Origin of the sequence: Paraburkholderia gardini (genome assembly GCF_907164545.1) — a bacterium.
In the GTDB taxonomy this organism is placed as follows: Bacteria; Pseudomonadota; Gammaproteobacteria; order Burkholderiales; family Burkholderiaceae; genus Paraburkholderia; species Paraburkholderia gardini.
Genome location: NZ_CAJQZB010000005.1, coordinates 138,484 through 155,638, shown reverse-complemented (window position 1 = coordinate 155,638; position 17,155 = coordinate 138,484). Strand labels below are relative to the sequence as shown.

The 17,155-nt window shown below is 64.3% G+C and carries 14 protein-coding genes; 7 read left to right on the top strand and 7 right to left on the bottom strand.

The annotated features are described in order from the left end of the window. Positions 1-7: 7 nt before the first annotated feature. The 4 genes from LPA37_RS06160 to LPA37_RS06145 form a co-directional block, all read right to left on the bottom strand. Complete coding sequence (locus LPA37_RS06160; protein ID WP_229012076.1) at positions 8-1,501, bottom strand: flippase; 1,494 nt, start codon at positions 1,499-1,501, stop codon at positions 8-10. A gap of 203 nt (positions 1,502-1,704) precedes the next feature. Further along, positions 1,705-2,634 carry a hypothetical protein gene (locus LPA37_RS06155; RefSeq protein WP_229012075.1) on the bottom strand — a complete coding sequence of 310 codons (930 nt, stop codon included), beginning with the start codon at positions 2,632-2,634 and terminating at the stop codon, positions 1,705-1,707. Positions 2,635-2,637: 3 nt separating this feature from the next. Beyond that, positions 2,638-4,188: an MBOAT family O-acyltransferase gene (locus tag LPA37_RS06150; RefSeq protein WP_229012074.1), complete on the bottom strand. Its 1,551-nt coding sequence runs from the start codon at positions 4,186-4,188 to the stop codon at positions 2,638-2,640. Between the two features lie 129 nt (positions 4,189-4,317). Further along, positions 4,318-6,039, bottom strand: a complete 1,722-nt coding sequence (locus LPA37_RS06145) for an ArnT family glycosyltransferase (protein WP_228974611.1) — start codon at positions 6,037-6,039, stop codon at positions 4,318-4,320. A 357-nt stretch (positions 6,040-6,396) separates the two neighbouring features. On the opposite strand from LPA37_RS06145, the gene LPA37_RS06140 reads away from it, so the two are divergent. From LPA37_RS06140 to lepB, 7 genes are all read left to right on the top strand, one after another. Beyond that, entirely contained in the window at positions 6,397-8,265 is a 1,869-nt protein-coding gene (locus LPA37_RS06140; RefSeq protein ID WP_229012073.1) for an alpha/beta hydrolase family protein, read from the top strand. Beyond that, positions 8,262-9,086, top strand: coding sequence for a class I SAM-dependent methyltransferase (locus tag LPA37_RS06135; protein WP_228974607.1), 825 nt, complete (start codon positions 8,262-8,264; stop codon positions 9,084-9,086). The genes LPA37_RS06140 and LPA37_RS06135 overlap by 4 nt, the downstream gene beginning before the upstream one ends. Before the next feature lie 59 nt (positions 9,087-9,145). Next, complete coding sequence (locus tag LPA37_RS06130; protein WP_229012072.1) at positions 9,146-10,801, top strand: mannose-1-phosphate guanylyltransferase/mannose-6-phosphate isomerase; 1,656 nt, start codon at positions 9,146-9,148, stop codon at positions 10,799-10,801. Further along, positions 10,773-11,360, top strand: a complete 588-nt coding sequence (locus tag LPA37_RS06125) for a flavin reductase family protein (protein ID WP_228974603.1) — start codon at positions 10,773-10,775, stop codon at positions 11,358-11,360. The genes LPA37_RS06130 and LPA37_RS06125 overlap by 29 nt, the downstream gene beginning before the upstream one ends. A gap of 360 nt (positions 11,361-11,720) precedes the next feature. Beyond that, positions 11,721-12,440 carry a FadR/GntR family transcriptional regulator gene (locus tag LPA37_RS06120; RefSeq protein ID WP_228974600.1) on the top strand — a complete coding sequence of 240 codons (720 nt, stop codon included), beginning with the start codon at positions 11,721-11,723 and terminating at the stop codon, positions 12,438-12,440. A gap of 117 nt (positions 12,441-12,557) precedes the next feature. Beyond that, positions 12,558-13,538 carry a Gfo/Idh/MocA family protein gene (locus tag LPA37_RS06115; protein WP_229012071.1) on the top strand — a complete coding sequence of 327 codons (981 nt, stop codon included), beginning with the start codon at positions 12,558-12,560 and terminating at the stop codon, positions 13,536-13,538. A 91-nt stretch (positions 13,539-13,629) separates the two neighbouring features. Continuing rightward, entirely contained in the window at positions 13,630-14,316 is a 687-nt protein-coding gene (lepB, locus tag LPA37_RS06110; RefSeq protein ID WP_228974731.1) for a signal peptidase I, read from the top strand. Between the two features lie 24 nt (positions 14,317-14,340). Here the strand turns inward: lepB and LPA37_RS06105 are convergent, their stop codons facing one another. The 3 genes from LPA37_RS06105 to aat form a co-directional block, all read right to left on the bottom strand. Beyond that, positions 14,341-15,387 (bottom strand): quinone-dependent dihydroorotate dehydrogenase, encoded by a 1,047-nt coding sequence (locus LPA37_RS06105; protein ID WP_267478120.1) that lies wholly within the window; start codon positions 15,385-15,387, stop codon positions 14,341-14,343. 39 nt (positions 15,388-15,426) lie between these two features. Next, positions 15,427-16,299, bottom strand: a complete 873-nt coding sequence (locus tag LPA37_RS06100; protein ID WP_228974597.1) for an arginyltransferase — start codon at positions 16,297-16,299, stop codon at positions 15,427-15,429. A gap of 117 nt (positions 16,300-16,416) precedes the next feature. Next, a complete protein-coding gene (aat, locus tag LPA37_RS06095) occupies positions 16,417-17,154 on the bottom strand; it encodes a leucyl/phenylalanyl-tRNA--protein transferase (RefSeq protein WP_228974595.1) in 738 nt (245 codons plus the stop codon). Between the last annotated feature and the right edge of the window lies 1 nt (position 17,155).

Sequence of the window (17,155 nt, the reverse complement as noted above, 5' to 3'; positions counted from 1 at the left end):
AAAGCAGTCAGTGCTCCGGTCTCGGTGCTCCGGTTCGCTGTCCTCTGCGCGCGAGCACCGGGGATAGCGCGCGCGCCGCCATCGAGCGAAACAGCGGCTCGGCGATCGACACCCACACGAGCGACGTGCCGGTCAGGACGATCCACGCCGTCACGATCTGCCACGACGGCCATGGAAACAGTAGCGTGGCGCCGTATGCCACGAGCACGAGCAGGCCGGGCATCAGGAGATGACGGGTCAACTGTCTGCCAAGGCCCGCCGCCCGGAAAAGCAGGAAGCCGTCGACCGCGCAGCGCGCGCTCCATGCGAGCGCGGCGCCGATCAGGCCGAAAGCGTGCAGTGACCACCAGAGCAACGCGACAAAGGGAACCAGTTCGAAGAGGTGAAAGCGCGCGACAACATCGGGCCTGCCCGTCGCCTGCAGATGCCCGTACGGGATGAAGGCGAGCGAATTGATCCAGACGCCGACCAGTATCGTTTCACCGACCGACGTGGCTTTCGACGCGAAATCGTGGCCGGTCCACAGCGTAAGAAACGGTTGCATCAGGAAAATGCCGAAAACGATCAACGGCGTCATGGCCGCGGCGAGGCCGCGCACGGCGTTCGTTGCCAGTTCGGCGGCGTTGTGCGTCGCGAGTGCCGACATCCGTGGAAAGAGCGTGCGTGAAATGACGCCGGGCAGGATTCGCACCCGCACCGCGAGGTTGAATGGGACCTGGTAATACGCCACCGCCTGCGGCCCGAGCGCACTGCCGATCAGGAGCCGGTCGGCGGTTTCCAGCAGCGGACTGGCGAGATTGGTGACCGTGATCCAGGCGCCGTAGGAAAAAAGCGGTTTGATGAGCCGCCTGCGCGGCCGCCCCGCGCATCGCAATGGAAACTTCCGCCACACCACGACGATCATCAGCAGCAGCGATACCGCGCTGCCGAGGATCGCCGCCGGAATCAGATACTGCAGTTTCGCCCCGACGACGATCGCGGTGACGAGCGGCACGATCTGGAACAGCAGCATGCCGACGAACTGGACCGCGTTGAGCGGGCCGAACTGTTCCCGGCCGCTTAGCGCACCGGAAAAAACGCCGGTGATGGTCGCGAGCGGAACGGAGCAGGCCATCCAGGGCAACGCCGCCAGCACCTCGGCGTTGATCGACGCATCGATATGAAACTGCGCAAGCAGGGTGCGCGCGACGGCGAACAGAACGAGACCGCCGATTAAACCGAAGCCTGTGTTCAGAACCAGCGCGGTCCACAATACCGATTCGCGTTCCGCCGGCGATGCGTCCGACAGTTGCGCGATCCGGTTCGATGTCGCCGCGGAAAGGCCGAGGTCGAAATAGCCGAAGTAGCCCTGCATCATCCATACGATGGCGAGGACGCCATACCGCGCCGCGCCGATGTGATGGAGATAGAGCGGCACCGTGACCAGCGAAACGATGATCGGCAGTGCGCTTCCAAGGAAATTGAAGAGCGCGTTGCGTTTCAGGCTGGGCTTGGGGTTCATGGCGTGTCGCAAGCAGACGGTTCAGTGGCGCCCGGCGATATCGCGCCGTACGGAAGGCGTGTCCATTCTGCGCGCCGGGCGGTGTTCCGTTTGTGTGCCGCCACACCCTGCACCACGGGTTGGCGCGCGGCGCCGCGCAGTGCGCCCGGCCGCCGCGGCGACAGCCAGTCAGCGGGCGGATTCATCGCCGTGTCACCATACGCTCACACCGCGTTTAGCGAACGGGCAAACCAGCGCGTGAACTGTCCGGCGCCGCAGCGGTTGAGATGGAGGAAATCGGCGAAGGATGAGTCGTTCAGCGTGAGTTTCGTCTGTCCATAGATGAATTCGACGCCCTGGGCGTGCACGAACCCTTCGATCGGCTGCCAGAATCCCGGCAGCGCGGCGCCGAAATGGTTACGCGCCGCGGCCGCGACCGGCGTCGACACGATGATGAAACGTGCGCCGTCTGAGCGAATCTGTGCGGCGAGTTTCGCGAGCGCGACATAGGTGCCGGGACGCGGAGAAGTGATGCCGTGTGTGCGCCAGGCATAGACCCGCTCATCGGGAAGATCCAGTTTTCCGCAGGCGAGCAGCACGGAGCCACCGTGATCGAAGTCCAGCGAATCGACGTTGCCCGGATGGTCCCGATCGCGCCATCCCGACGTGATACGTCGTGTGTAGTAGTAAAGATCCGGCGTCTGGACGTAGGGCTGCAGTTGCGCGCCGGACAGGTAATGCTCGAACGCCTGCCAGTCAATTTCCTTGTCCCAGTGCGATTCGAAATCGATGTAGGTTGTGGCGAGAATCACAGTCCGGAATTTGCAGTGCTGCGAGAGGTGCGAATAGAAGGCCGGCAGGTCTTCGATGTTGAGCCCCCACGACGCCGCGTTGATGATGTTCGACGTGTGCAGGCTTTGCGCCAGTTCCTGATTGTCCACGTCATTCAGCGCAACCGAGGAACCGATCACGAGGACGTCGCATTTCGACGGCGCCAGCTGTGTGCGCAGCCACGCAGCTTTTTCGTTGAATGCTTCACTCGCTGAAATGCGCGGTCCGGGAATACGGATGCCGGCCGCGAACGACAGAAAGATCGCCGCGATGAACAGCACGAGCGGCAGGCAAAAGCCGATAAAGAAAGTGCGCGCTTTCATGGTTCAGAACTGGAAGTAGAGAAACTCGGCTTTACGCGCGAGAAACAGCAGGCAGAAGATGAACGTGACGCCACAGCCGAGTCCGCTCAGCAATGCGACCGGGTCGGTCCGACGCAGCCGTATGGAACTGGCGGGCTGGGTCAGGCGGGCAACGACCTGCTGCGAGTTCGGGCATCCCCAGACGACTGCGGCGCTTATGGCGATCAAGGCCAGGTATTTTTTTGCTTCGGCGATGCCGTACGGCGAAAGCACCTGCCAGGGGCCCACGAACTGCACGAATGACGCGTGATGTCCCGTCAGCCTTGTAACGACAGGTTGAAGTGCGTTCGGCAATGCGAGACCGTGCGTGCCGGCCATGCCGCCAAGCAGGTTGAACGCGCCGTGAAATGAAGGCGCGCGAAAGAATACCCACGCCGCCACCACGGCGAGGAACGTGAGCGCGGTGCTCGTCGCGCGATAGCTTCGGCGCGTTTCCCAGCGCACCAGCGCGCCGCGCGTGACGTACCGCCACGCGTGATTGATGCAGAGAAACAGGCCGTGCAGGCCGCCCCAGATCACGAACGTCCAGTTCGCGCCGTGCCAGAGTCCGCCGAGCAGCATCGTGATCATGAGATTCCGGTAGCGTCGCGCGGAGCCGTTCCGGTTACCGCCGAGCGGCACATAGAGGTAATCGCGCAGGAATCGCGAAAGCGTCATATGCCAGCGCCGCCAGAACTCGACAATGTTGGTCGCCTTGTACGGGGAATCGAAGTTCAGCGGCAGCACGACGTTGAACATGCGCGAAATGCCGATCGCCATGTCCGTATAGCCGGAGAAATCGAAGTAGAGCTGGAATGTATAGGCGAGCGCGCCTGTCCAGGCCGCGAGCATATTGAGCGCGACGCCGTCGTTCGCCGCGTTGAAAACGGGCGATACATACTGGCTCAAACTGTCGGCGAGCAGGACCTTCCTGGCGAGTCCGATCGTGAGGAACAGCATGCCTGTGGCGATGTTGGCGGGAATGGGCCGGTAACAGCGGCGGTCCGCGAACTGCGGCATCATTTCCTTGTGATGCAGCACAGGTCCCGCGATCAGATGCGGAAAATACGTGACGAACAGCGTGTAGTGAACGAAGTTGAATTCGTTCGCGATACCGCGCCACGCATCGACGAGGAAGGCGATCTGCGTGAACGTGAAGAACGAGATGCCGAGCGGCAGGACGATATCGAGCAGGGGAAGGTGCGCGCCCACGGTGTGATCGATCGTGGCGATGAAAAAATTGCTGTACTTGAATACCGCCAGAAGCGCGAGATTGCACCCGATGGCGAGCGCCAGCAGACGCTTGCCCGCCGGCGTGCGCTGGTGCCGCGACAGCAGGCGCCCGGCGACATAGTTGCCGGTCACCGACAGCATCAGCAGCGCAACGAAGTGAGGGTTCCACCAGCCGTAGAAAAAGAGCGAGGCCAGCGCGAGCCATCCTGCGGCGGCGAGGGGGCTATGGCGTCCGATGATGAAGAAGACGCACAGCACCGCCGGCAGAAAGGCGAACAGAAATTCATAGCTGTTGAAAAGCATACCCGACTCGCTCCCGATGACAGGATCGCCGCACTTGCGGCCGGATTGTCGATGAGCGATCGTGCGTCGTTCCGCTTGTGAAGTCTGTGTCCCGCCGAACCAATGGGCTATGGCAACGGATTGCAGCGGTCAACGCTCCGCGCGCTTGAGTGCGAACACGGTCGAGCTGAACGGCGGCAGCCACCGGCTGACCTCGATGCTGCTGTCGACGCGATAGCCGGGCAGACGCGAGAACGTGATCATGTACTCGTCGCTCTGGACCCACCACCAGCTCTTGCCCGGGACGCGGCGATAGTGCGGGTCGTACAGATACAGGCCGTTGACCTCGAGGCCGCCATCCACCATTCGAGGCGATACGCCGGAGGCGGTCAGGGTATTGACCAGTTCCCAGCGCGCGCGATTCCAGTTCAGGTAATCGTGCGTGCCGCCCACCGAGAACCACATCATCAGCACGAACGCCGCAAGCGACACGAGCGACGTCATCGCGCGTGGCCGCTGCAGTGTGAACGGACGGAATGCGGTGGCCGCACCGGGTGTTCCTGCTGGCGTGGGCATGCTCGCGAGCGCCAGCAGCAGCACGGCTGGCGGGAGCAGATAGCGGTCGAAATAACCGGCCACGAAGAGCGGCGCCATGTATATGACGACTCCGGCGATGAGAAACGCGCGGGCCAGTCCAGCCGGATTTCGCTTGCGGGCACGGAACATCGCGACGAGCCGGATCGCCGTGAACATGGCTTCGAGTGCGAGCATCGCGCCGCCAGCCAGTCCCATCGCGGTCACGATGAACCAGAACGACTGCGGCAGCGACGGAACCGCAACGTCCAGCGTGAAGGCATCCGTCAGCGTGAGCGGTCCGATACCGCTGTCCACGATGACGTTTTCGCTCAGTGGCAGCAGACGGTCCGCCATCGTCAGAAGGATGAGGCACGATACGAGCAACACGGCCATGCCGGCGAGTGTGGCGGTACCGGTCCAGCGGGCACGCAGCGAACGGTAGAAACCAGGAAGGCGCAGGATCAGGACGGGAAAGGTAAACCAGCCCAGATAGAGCAGCGCGACGAGCGTGTGGCGCAGGATGAGCGCGAGCCGTTGCGGGAAGTCCTCGATGTTTTCGACCAGTTGCTCCGATTGCGTGTGAAACGTGGACGGCAGCATGCCGTGCGTGCGGAACCACAGTTCAAGCAGCACGATGGCGGCAGCGCACGCGCCCACACCGGCGACGGCAAGCCGCAGGGGACGGGCGGCGCGCGGGCGTTCGAGCAGCAGCGCCACGACCATCGCCATCGGCAGGAAGAGCGCCAGCTGGCGAAGCAATGTGGCCGCCAGCGCGACGACGAGCGCCGCGATGAGATAGCCCATGCGCTGGCTGTGCAGATAGCGCACGAAAAGGAGCGCCGACCCGATCGTGAGCGTCGCAAATCCCACGTCGGTCATGAAGGTGTTCGAGAGCGCGAAGAAGATCGGATTGAACGCCAGCGTCACCGATGCAAGCAGCGCGATTCGCCGGTCGCAGCCGAGCGCGCGCAGCAATGCACCGAACAGCCACAACCCGAGCGCTCCCGCGACGATCGTCGCGAAGCGCAGCGTGACGAACGAGGCGCCGAACGGCAGGCTGAACAGCGCGCCCCACAATACGTGCGTCAGCAGCGTGGTCGAGGTCCAGTCAGTGGGATGGAACTGACCGGTCTCGAGCAGGCGCTGCACGGCGATCGCGTACGACCAGTCGTCGTTCAACGGAAAGTTGCCGAACGGATCGACCGCGGCAATGCAGACTATCCAGATGGCGACTGGAATGAAACGCACGCTGACCGCGAAACGGAGCGGCCGGATAAATGCCAGCGAGTTCAGCACATTGACACCTTGTATGCAGGCAATGAGAAAGCCATTGCATGCTAGGCGCTGCCGTCGTCTTCGCTCTGTTCGATTCCCAACACGTGGCGGCCGCTCGCGTGCGGGAAATGCTGGCGGATGCGACGGTTTCCGGAACCATGAGTTCGAGGCTCGCGCGCGCGGCAGGCTTATCTGGCGGCACGACAGGGGTAGTGTGCGCGTCCGAACAGATGGATTTGCGCTACATCGATTAAATGATCCTCATGCCTGGAACCTGCGGAAGTTCGCGGGCGTCCGCGCGTCGCATACGTAGCGAAAAGCCGCAAAAAGCGTTTGTGAACGCCATTTTCCGGCTCGGCCATCGCATGAGGACCTTCGATGAAACCTGTCGTTTTCGACGGCTGCTTCGGCTGGCTGCATCCAGCCAGTGGTCGCACCGGTGTCGTCTTGTGCAATCCCTTCGGGTACGACGCGCTGTGCACGCACCGGAACTGGCGCAAGCTGGCGGACCGCATCACGGCGGCAGGCATGCCTGTGCTGCGGTTCGACTATCCCGGCGCGGGCGATTCGACCGGCTCGGAGGACGATCCGGGACGGCTCGATGCATGGCTCGACAGCATTGCGGCGGCTGTCCAGCGGTTGCGCGACTGGACCGGCGTCGAGCAGGTGTCGCTCGTCGGTTTGCGGCTGGGCGCGACCCTTGCGGCGCTGGCTGCGCAGCGCCTCGGGGACATCGACGGACTGGTGCTGCTGTCGCCCGCGGTCACGGGGCGAAACTATGTACGGGAACTGCGCGCGCATCGGCAGAGCTGGCTTAGCACGCCCGCGGGCATGAACGCGGATCCGATACCGGATCACGAGGCGTATGTCGAAGCGTTTGGCTTCGGGATTCACAACGACGATATCGCGCAACTCGGCGCACTGGACCTGCGGCGCGACACCGGGGCGCCGGCACGCCGTGTGTTGCTGCTCGATTCGAGCGATCGCACCCGGGCGGAGGCACTCGCGGGGCACTACTCGGATAACGGCGTCGAGGTCGAGCGTGGTGCGTTTGACGAGTGCGACCGGCTGATGGTCGAGGCGCTGCTCAGCGAAGAGCCGGTCGAAGCGTTTTCGCGCGTGACAACATGGCTCAAGGCGGGCGAACTCGCTGCAGGCGCCAGCGGGCGACAAACTGGCCTGAAATCCGTCGCGCAGCCCCCGGAGCCCGTGCTGCCGCTGCCGACGTGCTGCGCTGTCGAGCGGCCGTTCGTCTTCGGGCGTTACTTCGGCATTTACTGCGCACCCGACGTACCGCGCGCCGATGCGCCCGCTGTCCTGTTCGTCAACACCGGCGCTACTCACCATATCGGTGACGGACGCATTTTCGTGCTGTTCGCGCGACGCCTCTCGGCGCTCGGCATTGCTTCGCTGCGAATGGATCTCGGCGGCCTGGGCGATGCGGTACCGGCCGCCAGCGAGGTCACGCTGGACACGATCTATTCCGACGCATCGTGCCATGACGCGATGGCCGGCGTGGACTGGCTCGTCGCCCGCGGACATCCGCGCGTCGCGATCTTCGGCGTCTGCGGCGGTGCTTTCGTCAGTCTGCATGCCTGCGGACGCCATCCGGCGATCGCCGGCGCATTTGGCGTCAATCTGCAGAAGTTCATTTGGGACGGCGGGCAGCGCACGCCGGGTGCACGACGCTTCGCTTCGTCGAGAGTCTATTGGCGCGCGGCGCTGACGCCGTCCAAATGGATCCGGGCGTTGCGTGGACAGAGCCATCCGGTGCGCGTAGCCCGCGTTGTCGGCGAGCGGATCGCGCGGCGCTGCTGGGTCGGTGCGACCGGCTGGATCGAACAGAAAACCGGTTGGCCCGTGACGGCCAGCGAAGTACGTACGCTGATGAGCACCATTCACGCGAAGGGTGTGAATCTGCGTCTGGTGTATGGCGAGTATGACGTTGGACTCGATGAAGCCCGCGTGCAGTTCGGCGCACGCCTTGCCGCGCTGCGCCGCTATCGCCGCGTGTGCGCCGCGACACTGCCGAAGCTCGATCATGCGTTGTTCACCCGACCCGCCCGGGAAGCGACGATGGCCGATGCAGAACGCTGGCTGTTTGCTGAACTGATCCGCTCAGGAGTGTCTCGGGCCGCCGCTGCTTCGATGACTGGAGTCGCTCCTTCTCCGCCCGTCAGCGCGCCGGCTGACGACCCGCCGCCACGACCTCCGGAACGAGGTTGCCTCGATGGAGCAAGCCCGTGAATACCCATTCAGAACTTGACCGCATTAACCGGACTGCGTGGATGTCGCACGACGCGGTTCGCGAATTCACGACGGACAAGACCTGGACCGACCCCGGCGAGCAGGCCGCGTTCGAGTGGATCGCACCTCACTGCTCAGGCGTTCCGGTGCTCGATATCGGCATCGGCGCGGGGCGCACGATTGAACTGATGAAGTCGATGTCGAGCGACTACACCGGCATCGACTATACGGAAAAACTGCTGGACATGGCGCGCGAGCGCTTTCCCGGCACCGATCTGCGGCATATGGATGCGCGCGACATGTCGGAACTGCCATCCGGTCATTTCGGTCTGGTCGCGTTCAGCTGGAACGGTATCGATGCCGTGGACTACGAAGGGCGCGTGCGGATCCTGAACGAGATGTACCGCGTCCTGCGGCCAGGGGGTTATGTGCTGTTCTCGTCGCACAACCGCGACGGCCCAGGCTATGGCGAGAACGTCTGGAAGCTGCTGCCGCGCCTCACGCTCAATCCGGTGAAACTCGGCTGGCGGACGTTGCGCACGTTGAGACGGCTACCGGTTGCGAGTTTCAACTATGTCCGTCACGCGAAGCTGAACCGCGATTTCGAAGGCTATTCGATCATGACGGCGGCAGCACACAACTTCGGCATTGTCATCGTGTACACGACGCTCCGGGAGCAGCGCCGGCAGCTCGCGGAGGTCGGCTTCGAAAGCGACGTGGTGTTCGGCAGCTGCGAAGGAGACCGTATCCCGGACGACGCAGAGAAAAGCGACGCGTGGTGGCTGCATTTCATCGCGCACAAGCCGCATGCCGTTTCGTAGCAGCACGCGAAACGGCAAGTAGAAACCATAAAGACAACAGATCAGCAGGGGCTCCCGTCATGAACCGTATTGCCGAACCGTGCGTCTTCGAACCATCCCATGCACCGGCGACAAACGTCGCATCGCAAGTGACGGTGCAACCTGTGATTCTCGCGGGCGGTTCGGGTACGCGTCTGTGGCCGCTTTCGCGCGAACAGTATCCGAAGCAGCTGATCGGGCTGATCGAGGACGAGTCGCTGCTCGAAGCGACGGTGCGCCGGCTCGACAGCGCGTTCATGCCAGTGGCGGTACCGGATGCCGTTCATGCTGGCGAGGCCCCCGGCGTGCCGCTTTTCACGAAGGCGCAACCGCTCGTGGTGTGCGGTGAAGACCTGCGGGTACTGACGGTGGATCGACTGGAGCGTTGCGGCAAGGCTGCGAGGATCGTACTCGAACCCGTGCCGCGCAATACCGCGCCCGCGCTGACCATCGCCGCGCTGGCCGCGCAGGCCGATGCACCGCCGGGCAACGATCCGGTGCTCGTCGTCATGCCCGCCGATCATCTGATCGCCGACCGTGCCGCGTTTGTCCGTGCGCTCGAACAGGCGGTCGCACATGCGGTGAGCGGTGCGATCGTGGCGCTCGGCGTGCCTCCTGAACGGGCTGAAACGGGCTACGGCTACATCCGTACCGGTGCGATGTCCGACGCAGCCGGCGCGCGCGCGATCTCGCGCTTCGTCGAAAAGCCGGATCCCGAACTGGCCGCGCATTACGTGGCGTCGGGCGAATACTGGTGGAACAGCGGCATTTTCGTTGTGCGCGCATCGGTCTGGCTCGCGGCCATCGCGCTGTGCGGTCCGGCGATTGCGTCGGCGTGCGCGGCTTCGTTCGAGCTTGCGTCGATCGGGCACGACGGCGCGGTGCGGCTCGATCGCGCGTCGTTCGCGGCGTGTCCCTCCGATTCGATCGACTACGCGGTGATGGAACAGATCACGTCCGATGCGCGGCTTGCCGGCGTCGTCGTGCCGCTCGTCGCGGGGTGGTCGGATGTCGGTGCGTGGGACGCCGTCTGGAACGTATCGGACAAGGACGCGGACGGCAACGTCGGACGCGGTCGCGTGCTGTTCGAGGGATCGACCGATACCTTCGCCCATTCCGATGGACGACTCGTTGCGTGCGTCGGCTTGTCAGGTGTCGTGGTGGTCGAAACGGCCGACGCGGTGCTGGTTGCGTCGAAGGAGCATGTGCAGGACGTGAAGGCGATCGTCGGGCGCCTGAAGGCCGGGCGCGGCACCGAAGCGAAGGAACATCGCAAGGTGCAGCGGCCGTGGGGTCACTATGATTCGATCGATCACGGCGAACGGTTTCAGGTGAAACGTATCGTGGTGAAACCCGGCGGGCGGCTGTCGCTGCAGATGCATCACCATCGTGCGGAACACTGGGTTGTGGTGTGCGGCACGGCACGCGTGACGCGGGGCAGCGAGAGTTTTCTGCTGTCGGAAAACGAGTCGACCTACATTCCGCTCGGCGTCACGCACCGGCTCGAAAACCCGGGCAAGACGCCGCTTGAAATCATCGAGGTTCAATCGGGCAGCTATCTCGGCGAAGACGACATCGTGCGCTTCGACGATCAATACGGACGTGTCAGCACACCGCTGGATGCGCCCCCGGGCAAAGTCACACCCGATACACTCGCGAAGGGGACCGATGATGAACGCACGGACGTTTCCCGTTAGCGAGGCCGAAGGGTGCACCGGTCAGGCCGGTTGCAACGAAGTCCGCGCCGCGGTTGCGATCGAAAGCCCGTGTGCGCCGGTTTTCGACGAGCATCACTTCCGTCGCGCGCTGGGCCGTTTCGCGACCGGTGTCGTCGTCATCTCGACGGGCCACGGCGACCAGCTGCACGCGATGACCGCCAACGCATTCATGTCGGGTTCGCTGAAGCCGCCGCTCATCGTCGTATCGGTTGGGCACCGTGCGCGCATGCACGAGCGTCTGATGCAGAGCGACCTGTTCGGTGTCAGCGTGCTGTCCGACGAACAGGAACCACACAGCCGCCACTTCGCCGGCGAGCCGCAGACGTGGCTTGCACCGCGCTTCACGGAGGTCGACGGACTCGATGGCGTCGTGCTGCTCGATCGCGCGGTGGCGCGGTTCGGCGCGCGCGTCGTCGACCGGCATCCATGCGGCGATCACACGCTGTTTGTCGGCGAGGTACTCGCGTTCTCGCTCGACGAGCATGCGCCGCTCGTCTTCTTCGGCGGCCGCTACGCTTCGGTCGCACGCGATCATTGAGCGGCGTCGTGGGCCGCCTGGCGCTTTCGGCACGGCCGCACCGCGCGGGCGCTTTCATGCGTGGGATTCCGGTGTGGCGCGTATGACCGTGCGCGTGCGCCGGTGGCGTTCTCGCATCGCATGCAAGGCAGTGCAATTTTTTCATGGGATACCCGCCTCTGTGCCATGCAACGCGAGCCTTTCGTGGATGAGCGTTACGCAGACGAAACAATTTGTCAGAGGGATAACCCTGTCAGGACGTATCCCAACTGGCGCATCTCGTATGAACGAAGCAACGTACAGAAAAGCAATCAGCAAAGATACGAGGGCGCAGGGTCAAGGGGCAACACAGGCGACAGACGCCGTATCGGGGAGAGTGTCATGGAACAGCCGAACAAGGACCGCTCGCTGGTGAGCAAGGTCATGGATGGGCTCGTCACGGGCATCGTCGAGGAAAAGTATGGGGCGGTGCTGCCGCCGCAGGATGTGCTGTCGAAGGATTTCGACGTGAGCCGGACGGTGATGCGCGAGGCGCTTTCAATGCTGCTCGCGCGCCACATGCTCGACGTGCGGCCGAAGATCGGCACACGCATCCGGCCCATGCGCGACTGGCGCATGATCGATGAGGAAGTCGTGAACTGGCGCTTTCGGGCGAAGCCGGATCCCGCTTTCCTGCGCGACGTGATCGAGTTTCGCATGCTGATCGAACCACGCGCCTCGGCGCAGGCGGCCGCACGCGCGACGCCCGCCGAGATCGCCAGCATCCGCGATGCGTACACCGCGTTCCGCGCGCTGCACCCGGGCGACGCCGGTTACGTGGAAGCGGACGAACTGCTGCACACACGCATTCTGGTCGCGAGCGGCAACCAGTTCTTCCAGCAGATGGCGGCGATCATTCGCGGCGCGCTTTCAGCGGCGCGCGAGGTGGTCGACCAGAAGGATGGCGTCTGGCAGGCCACGGTCGATACGCATGCCCGCGTGGTGGACGCCATCGAGCGTCACAACCCGAAGGATGCCGAAGCCGCGTCACGTGCGCTGATCGACTTCACGGCCGACGAGATCTGTCGCATGTTCGAGGCAGAACGGCCGATGTCGGGCTAAAGCGGTATCGATGCGGTTCCAGTGAAGGACAGAGGCGGGCGAGCGCGATATCGTTGGCCCGGTGCTCACATGCGCGACAATGTCGCCTGTCAGCAACCGCACTGGAACAAGCCATCGATGAAAGAAGATACCGTGATCCGCTGGGGCATCGTCGGAACAGGGCGCATTGCGCGTCGCTTCGCACAAGGTCTCGCGCACGTGCCCGCCACGCGGATCGCCGCCGTGTGGTCGCGCCGCGCTGAACCCGCAACGGCGTTCGCCGCGGAATTCGGCGGCGCCGTGTACGACAGCCTCGACGCGCTGCTCGCGAGCGGCATCGACGCCGTCTATATCGCCACCCATCAGGACAGCCACGCGGATTACGCGCTCGCCGCGCTCGCGGCCGGGGCTCACGTGCTGTGCGAAAAACCCGCCACCGTCAACGCCGCGCAACTCGATCGCGTGGTCGCGGCGGCGCACGCCGCGCAACGGCTCTTCATGGAGGCGATGAAGCCGCCGTTCTATCCGCTCTATCGCCAGTTGCGCGCGCATCTCGAAGCCGATCCGGTCGGTGCGATCGGGCTCGTGCGCGCGGGCTGTTCGGTGCCGGGCGTGCCGCCGGATCATCCTTCGCTGTCGTTCGATCACGCGGGCGGCGCGCTGCTCGACATCGGCATCTACGAGATGTTTCTCGCCGTCGACTGGCTCGGTGCGCCGCTCGACGTGCAGACCATCGGCCGGCTCGGTGCGACAGGTGTCGATATGTTCGCGAGCCTCAACAGTCGTCACGAGCACGGCATCGCACAGCTCTTCTGCGGCATGGACCTCGCCGGCAAGGGCGACGCGCTGCTCGCCGCGACGGGCGGCCACGTCACGATCCACGAAAACTGGTGGAACCCTGCACGCGCGACGATCCGTTACGCGGATGGCCGTGTCGTCGAACTCGATGCGCCGTTCGAAGGCGGCGGCCTCAACTACGAGACCGCGCATTTCTGCGAGCTGATCCGCGCGGGACAAATGGAAAGTCCGGTCATGACGCACGCGAAATCGCGGCAGATGATCGCGATGGCCGACGCCGCGCGCGCGACGCTCGGTCTGCGCTTCGCCGCCGACGAGTGATACGATCTGCCCGGTCGATGCGTGGCAGCGAGCCTGCCGCGCTTCGATCGAGCTTTCGGATTCCTTGCCGCAGGAGCAGGTCGTGACACGTATGTTGATGAAATTCTGGCGCAGCAATAAAAGCCTGATCGCCTTTCTTGCGCTGATGGTGCTGTTTCGCAGCGCCGTGGCCGACTGGAACGTCGTGCCGAGCGGCTCGATGCTGCCGACGATCCGCGAAGGCGATCGCATTCTCGTCGACAAGATGGCGTACGACCTGCGCATTCCATTCACGCATATTGCGATTGCGCACCTGCACGATCCGCTGCGCGGCGATATCGTGACGATCGATTCGTCGGCGGCGCATGAACTGATTGTGAAGCGGCTGATCGGCCTGCCGGGCGACCGTATCGCGATGCGCGACAACGTGCTGTACGTGAACGGCGTGCGCGCGGATTATCAACCGATGCAGCAGCTGCCGCTGCCGGGCGATGCACTGTCGCCGGGGGATTATCTGCGCGAGCGTTTTGGCGGCGTGTCGCACGCGGTGCGGCTCTCGGAGATCGCGCCGAGCCCGCGCCGCTCGTTCGGTCCGGTGACGGTGCCCGCGAACGCCTACCTGATGCTCGGCGACAATCGCGACGACAGCGCCGACTCGCGCTACTTCGGCTTTTTCCCGCGCAATGAGCTGATGGGCCGCACGCGGCGGGTTGTGTACTCGCTCGACCCGGATCACTTCTACGAGCCGCGCTTCGACCGTTTCGGCGCGGCGCTCGACGCGCCGGCGCGCGGTGGTTAGCACACCGCGCGCCGGCTTGCGGGCTTATGCGTTGTTCGCCAGCGCCTGCGCGCATTCAGCGACCAGCGCCGGGCCGCGATAGATGAACCCCGTATAAAGCTGCACCAGCGAAGCACCGGCGGCGAGTTTGGCACGGGCATCGGCGCCCGAAAAAATCCCACCGACGCCGATGATCGGCACCGTGTCGCCGACTTCCGCGCGCAGCTTGCGGATCACAACGTTGGACGCATCGAACACCGGACGACCCGACAGCCCGCCGGCTTCGTCCGCATGCGGCAGACCCTTGACGGCTTCGCGCGAGAGCGTCGTGTTGGTGGCGATCACACCTTCGAAGCGATGCCGGAGCAGCGTACCGGCGATCGACTTGATCTGCTCGTCGTCGAGATCCGGTGCGATTTTCAGCGCGAGCGGGACCAGCTTGCCGTGCAGGTCGGCGAGACGCTGCTGCTTGTCCTTCAGCGCGGCGAGCAGCGCATCGAGTTCGTCCGCGCCCTGCAGCTGGCGCAGGTTCTTCGTATTCGGCGACGAGATGTTGACCGTCACGTAGCTCGCGAACGGATACACGCGTTCGAGACAGTACAGGTAGTCTTCGGCGGCACGTTCGATCGGCGTGTCGGCGTTCTTGCCGATGTTCAGGCCCAGAATGCCGCGATAGCGCGCGGCCTGCACGTTCTTCACGAACTGGTCGACGCCGGCGTTGTTAAAGCCCATGCGGTTGATGACCGCGTCCGCTTCCGGCAGCCGGAACATGCGCGGGCGCGGATTGCCCGGCTGCGCGCGCGGCGTGACCGTACCCACTTCGATCGAGCCGAAGCCGAGCGCGGCGAGACCGTCGATGCATGCGCCGTCCTTGTCGAGCCCGGCGGCGAGGCCGACCGGATTGCGGAACGTCAGACCCATGACGGTGCGCGGCGAGTCGGGCACGCGCGGCGCGAGTGCGCCGGCAAGGCCGCTGCGGCCGGCAGCGCCCAGCATGCGCAGCGTCAGATGGTGAGCGTCTTCCGCGTCCATGCGAAAGAGCTGGGCGCGCGCGAGCGGGTACAGGGAGCTGAAGAAGGGTGAGCTGAACACAGGACGAAGCCGGGCGGCCGGAAATGAGAACCCGCTATTTTAGCCGATGCGATCGCCGCGCTTGCCGTCGGGCTTCATATCGGCTTTGTCATCGGGATTGGCAGCGGGTTTGGCAGATAAGGCCGCGCTGACCGGAGAAACATCGATGTTCGCGGTGTCGAACACTTTCCACAGGCCGTCGTGCAGCCCTTCAAGCGGCCGGAAATTCGCCTTGTACGCCATCTTCTGGCTCTCGCGAATCCAGTAGCCGAGGTACACGTAGGGCAGATTCAGGCTGCGTGCCTGCTCGATCTGCCAGAGGATGTTGTACGTACCGAAGCTCGCGTGCTGCTGGTCCGGATCGAAGAACGTGTACACCGACGACAGGCCGTCGCCGAGAATGTCGATCATGCTGATCATGCGCAGGATGCCAGGCAGATCGGGGTGGCCGCCATGCGGCGCCTCGCGGAACTCGACGAGCCGCGAATTGATCCGGCTTTGCAGCAGGAACTGTTCATACTGGTCGCGGCTGTCGCGATCCATGCCGCCGCCCGCGTGCCGCGCCGACTGGTAACGCATGTAGAGCGCGTAATGCTCCTCGTCGTAGTGCAGCGGCGCGACGGACGCGATCAGTTCGCCATGCTTCTTCCATACGCGGCGTTGCGTGCGGTTCGGCTGGAAGCGCTCGACCGGCACGCGCACGGGTACGCAGGCATGGCAGCCGTCGCAGTAGGGGCGATACGTGAAGACGCCCGAACGCCGGAAGCCTGCCTTGACGAGTTCGGTGTAGACGTCGGAGTTGATCAGATGACTGGGCGTGGCGACCTGCGAGCGTGCGATACGCCCTTCCAGGTAGCTGCAGGGATAAGGCGCCGTTGCGTAAAATTGCAGCGCCGAAAGCGGTGACAGCGGCAGCTCATTCGGGTGAGTCACGTTGGCAGCTCTCGAAGCGTTTTCGGGTCCCGCAAACCCGGCGGTTCATGAGCGGCACGATCTGCGTGATCGCCTTCGCGCCGGCCGTGCTCCACCGTTTGCCCTTCAGTTTGTCCATCACGCCGCGCGCGTGACGATGTCGGTCAGTACGGTCTTGTCGAAGCGCCAGGGTATGGAAGGAGCATCGACAGACGCGCGGACATGCGCGACGAACGCCTTGCGCGCTATCTCGCGACCGCCCAGCGACGCCAGATGCGACGTGTTCTGCTGGCAGTCTATCATTTCTATTTCGTGACGTCGCAGGTGCGCGACAAGCGCGGAGAGCGCGATTTTCGACGCATCCGTGACGTCGGCGAACATCGATTCGCCGAAGAACATCTGCCCGAACGACACGCCGTACAACCCGCCGACGCGCCGGCCTTCGTGCCAGGTTTCGATGCTGTGCGCGTCGCCCGTGCGATGCAGCGACGTATAGGCTTCGACGACATCCGCGGTGATCCATGTGCCGCGCTGGCCGTGGCGGGGCGCGAGCGCGCACGCGCGCATCACGCTCGCGAAATCGTGATCGACGCGGATTTCCCATGCGTCGTCGCGCAGCACGCGTTTGAGGGTCTTCTTGAGCGAAGGCGAGACCTTGAATTCGCCTGTTCGCAGGATCATGCGCGGGTCGGGGCTCCACCAGAGCACCGGCTGGCCGTCCGAATACCATGGAAAGATGCCGCGCCGGTAGGCGTCGATGAGCCGTGAGGGCAGCAGATCGGCGCTCGCGGCAAGGAGGCCGGGTGCGCCGCTCGCCGCTCCGAGCGCGCGCTCGACGGGCGGAAACGGATCGTCGGGTCCGAGCCAGGGCACCATG